At 58.2% G+C, this 4,206-nt stretch carries 3 protein-coding genes; 2 read left to right on the top strand and 1 reads right to left on the bottom strand.

Annotation, left to right across the window (positions count from 1 at the left end; genetic code table 11):
- Together RTY00_RS04395 and zitB are read left to right on the top strand one after the other, a co-directional pair.
- Positions 1-2,493, top strand: a 2,493-nt coding sequence (locus tag RTY00_RS04395; RefSeq protein ID WP_312663540.1) for an ATP-binding protein, incomplete at its 5' end; no start/stop codon positions are given.
- On the top strand, positions 2,462-3,430 hold the full coding sequence (gene zitB / locus RTY00_RS04390; protein ID WP_061717352.1) for a CDF family zinc transporter ZitB: 969 nt from the start codon (positions 2,462-2,464) through the stop codon (positions 3,428-3,430). The genes RTY00_RS04395 and zitB, both read left to right, overlap by 32 nt.
- Here zitB and pnuC read toward each other — a convergent pair.
- Complete coding sequence (gene pnuC / locus RTY00_RS04385; RefSeq protein ID WP_312663539.1) at positions 3,427-4,146, bottom strand: nicotinamide riboside transporter PnuC; 720 nt, start codon at positions 4,144-4,146, stop codon at positions 3,427-3,429. The two genes, zitB and pnuC, sit on opposite strands and share 4 nt — an antisense overlap.
- Between the last annotated feature and the right edge of the window lie 60 nt (positions 4,147-4,206).

Below are 4,206 nucleotides of genomic sequence, written 5' to 3'. Positions count from 1 at the left end.
GCCGATGAAGCCAGCGCCGGTTTCCTGCTGGGCCAGCTGCAGCAAGGACAAATCTACCAAATCACCGCCGATCCCGGTGCGGGCGAACTGACGCTACGTGCGCTGGCGCGCGATGCCGCCTTGATCCACTGGCTTAACAGCCAGCTGCGCCTGCTTCCCGCCGAATTCAGCAGTCGCGTCCAGCAGCGCTGGAGTCCGCCGCTGCTGCGTTATCAGGACACGCAAACATTGATGCTGTCGGCTGGCGAAAAGCAGTGGCTGGCGCAGCACAACGAGATTCCGTATGCCGTTGAGGCAGATAATGCGCCATGGAGTTATCGCGACAGCAACGGCAATGCGCGCGGCTTCGGCATCGATCTGCTAAACGCCTTAAGCCAAAGCACCGGCCTGCGTTTTACCCCGCGCTGGGTCAACAATCCGCAGCAGGCCGCCACGCTTTTGCAGCAACAGCAGGTAATGCTGAATCTGTTACAGCCGCTGTATGGCGACGATCCCGGCAGCAACACCTTGCCGGTATGGCGCGCCATTTGGGGAATTTACACGCTTGCCACCCATCAACCGATGAACTGGCAATCCCTACAAGGCCAGCGCGTGGGCGTGTTACGCGACGATCTCGCCTCACGTTTGCTGCCATCGGGCGTTACGCCACAGCCGTTCGACGACCGGGCGCAGCTGTGGCAAGCGCTGAATAGCGGCCAGATTGATGCGCTGGTGGATAACGTGTTGTCCGCCCGCTGGCGAATGGCGAGTCACGAAGATAATCGTGTGCATTTGGCGTTTGCCGCCAGCGATATCGCCTGGCCGCTGGCGCCGCAGGTCAGCGCACAACAGCCTGAGCTGCGCGCCCTGCTCGACCATGCTTTGCAGCAGATCCCGCCCGATACGCTCAACCAGATGCGCGTTAGCTGGTCGCAGCCGCCGCAGCCCGGCACCACGATGGCGATGCGCAATATTCCGCTGATGATTTTGATCGCGGCTGGCGTGATTATTCTGTTGCTGCTGGGTTTGCTGGCGCGTCGTTACTGGCAGCAGCGTCGTGATCGATTGCAGCGTGAACAGGCCGAACGCGCCAATGCCGCCAAGAGCCAGTTTCTCGCCACCGCCAGCCACGAATTGCGCACGCCGATGCAGGCGATTCTCGGTTTGCTGGAGCTGGAACAGCAGCAGCACCCGAGCGAACGGCTGGCGCTGATGCACAGCAGCGCGCGCTCGCTGATGGCGCTGCTGAACGACTTGCAGGATCACGCACGCATTGAGAGCCAGAGCTTCCGTTTGGCGCCGCGCCCGCTCAATCTGACACTTTGGCTGCAGCAGCAACAGCAGTTCTATCATCCCTTGATGCGCGATGCCGGGCCAAACCTGATTGCCGAAGCCCTGACGCCGTTGCCTGCCAGCGTGTTACTGGATGGCGATCGTCTGCAGCAGGTGGTGAATAATCTGGTGGCCAATGCCCTGAAGTTTACCCGCGGAGGCGAAGTGCGCCTGTCGCTGGCGGTTGATGCGCATATACAGCTGACGGTGGCCGATACCGGCAGCGGCATTCCGCTTAACGAGCAGGCAGAGCTGTTTGAACCCTGGTATCAGGCGCCATCCGGCAAAAGCCATGCGGTACAAGGTAGCGGATTGGGTTTGTTTATTTGTCGCGAGATTGTGCAACGAATGGGCGGTACGTTAACGCTCACTTCAGAGCCCGGCAGCGGCACCACGGTCAGCGTGCAGTTGCCGTTAATACTGAGCGAAGAGCCGTTAACCGAGCGCACAGCAAGCTGGCCACTTTACCCGCAGCTGCGCGTAGCGATCGTGGACGATCATCCGACCAATCTTTTAGTGATGCAGCAGCAGCTGGCGAACTTTGGTGTGCAGGCACAAGTATTTGAAGAGGGCCGAGCGCTGCTGCACGCCGATGCCCAGCGCGCCTTCGATATTCTGTTTATCGACCAGATGATGCCGCGCCCGGATGGTTTAACGCTGCTGCGTATTCTGCGCCGCCGACAGCACCAGCGCGGCACCGCCACGCTGCGCGTGCTGTGCTCTGCGGATGTTCAGTTGCTGAAAATCGCCCTGCAGGACGATGAAGCCTTGCTGCTCAAACCCATCGAGCTTGATCATCTGGCGCCGCTGCTGGCGCGCGCGATAAAAGATCCGCTGGATTTGTTGCCAAACAGCTTGCTGATTTTGGCGCAGAATAATCAGGCGTTTATTCCCCGCATCTGCCAGACCTTGCAGCGCACGCTGCAGCAGGATCGGGATTCGCTGATCAGCGCACGCGATAAGCAAAACTGGTCAGCGCTGGAACAGGCAGCGCACCGCATGAAAGGCAGCTGGTTGATGCTCGGGATGGATGAGGTTGCCGAGCGCTGTCAGCAGTTGATTGTGCAGACCAAACAGCAGCAGTTGCCGCTTGATGATCTCAATTTACTGATATCATTAACAAACAGGTTACTTAAACAACTGGAAAATTATGGCACACACTCATTCCCACGGCGCAGCTAGCAGCAACCGCACGCGGCTGGCAGCGGCCTTTGGCGTAACGGCGCTGTTTATGGTGGCGGAAGTGATTGGCGGGCTGGTTTCTGGCTCGCTGGCGCTGCTGGCCGATGCCGGACATATGTTGACCGATGCCGCCGCACTGCTGATGGCGTTACTTGCCGTGCAGTTTGCTCAGCGCAAACCCAACGCGCGTCATACCTTCGGTTTGCTGCGCCTCACCACCTTAGCGGCGTTCGTCAACGCCATTGCGCTGTTGGTGATAACGGTGCTGATTGTCTGGGAGGCGCTGCGTCGCTTCTACGAGCCACAGCCAATCGCTGGCGGATTGATGCTTGGCATCGCCATTGCCGGTTTGCTGGCGAATCTGCTGTCGTTCTGGCTGCTGCATCGGGGAAGCGAAGAGAAGAATCTCAACGTACGTGCGGCGGCTTTGCATGTGCTGGGCGATTTGCTGGGTTCGGTCGGTGCGATTGTCGCGGCGGTGATCATCATGCTGACCGGCTGGACGCCGATCGATCCGATTCTGTCACTGCTGGTGTCATTGCTGGTGGTGCGCAGCGCCTGGTCGCTGCTGCGCGAGAGTCTGCATGAGTTGCTGGAAGGTGCACCGGGCCATATCAACGCGGATAAACTGTCGCGCGAGCTGACGCGCAATATCGATGAAGTGCGTAACGTGCATCACGTTCATCTGTGGCAAGTAGGTGAAAAGCCGGTGCTGACGCTGCATGTACAGGTAATTCCGCCTTACGATCATGACGGCCTGCTTAAGCGCATCCACCATTATCTGCATGAGCACTATCAAATTGCCCACGCCACGGTACAGATGGAGTATCAGCCGTGCAGCGGACCGGACTGTGAGCTCTGTTTAGATAACAGCGCCGCGCAGCACGATCACCACGATCATGCTGCGCTGGAAGGTCATGCTCATCACCATCACTAATGCGACAGCGCGCGCGAGCCATGTTCGCGTGCGCTTTGCATCCACAGGCGCGAACCGTTAAGCGCAATCAGCGTCAGAATCGCGTACTCCAGTGACATGGCATAAACGCCCTGACGCGCAAAGATCATCACGCTAATGACGTTGATCACCACCCACAGCAGCCAGTTCTCAACGTATTTACGCGTCATGAGAATCATCGCCACAATCGACAACACCATCATGCATGAATCCCAGAATGGGAAAGCATCCGGCTGCAGCTGCGGCATCGCCACGTTGAGCCCCACGCTCTGCATGATGCCGACTGCGGTTTTGGTCAGGAAGGCAAACACCGGATCGATGTACACCGTCATCAGCGCAATCGCCACCACGCACGCCGCGCCCCAACCCAAGGCTTTTGAGCGCGGCAGCCAGCGAATTTGCAGCTCAGTTTCATTGTTGGCGGTTTGCCGACTCCACGCGTACCAGCCGTAAACGTTGGCGACGAAGAAGAACAGCTGCAGCAATAAGCTGGCGTAGAGCTGAATCTGGAAGAAGATCACCGCGAACAGCGTGACGTTAATCAGCCCGAAAAAGTAGTTGATGATTTTTTCCAGGCTGGCGAGCCAGATACACAGCAAGCCCGCGATGGTGCCAACGGCTTCGATCCATGACAGATCGTAGCCGCCAACGCCAAGCGGAATGTGAACCAGAATATTTTGCGTGCTAAAGAAGTCCATATAAGGTGCCTGTGTAACGGGAGCCCGTCATGCATTCCCTTTGATTTTAAGTTTGAGATC

This window comes from Pantoea sp. CTOTU49201 (assembly GCF_032054795.1).
Classification (GTDB): Bacteria; Pseudomonadota; Gammaproteobacteria; order Enterobacterales; family Enterobacteriaceae; genus Pantoea; species Pantoea symbiotica.
This window is presented reverse-complemented; position numbering and strand designations above follow the sequence as displayed.

Bases quoted from the DNA above. Each gene is read 5' to 3' on its own strand.
- zitB (WP_061717352.1), top strand. From the start codon at position 2,462: ATGGCACACACTCATTCCCACGGCGCAGCTAGCAGCAACCGCACGCGG.
- pnuC (WP_312663539.1), bottom strand. From the start codon at position 4,146: ATGGACTTCTTTAGCACGCAAAATATTCTGGTTCACATTCCGCTTGGC.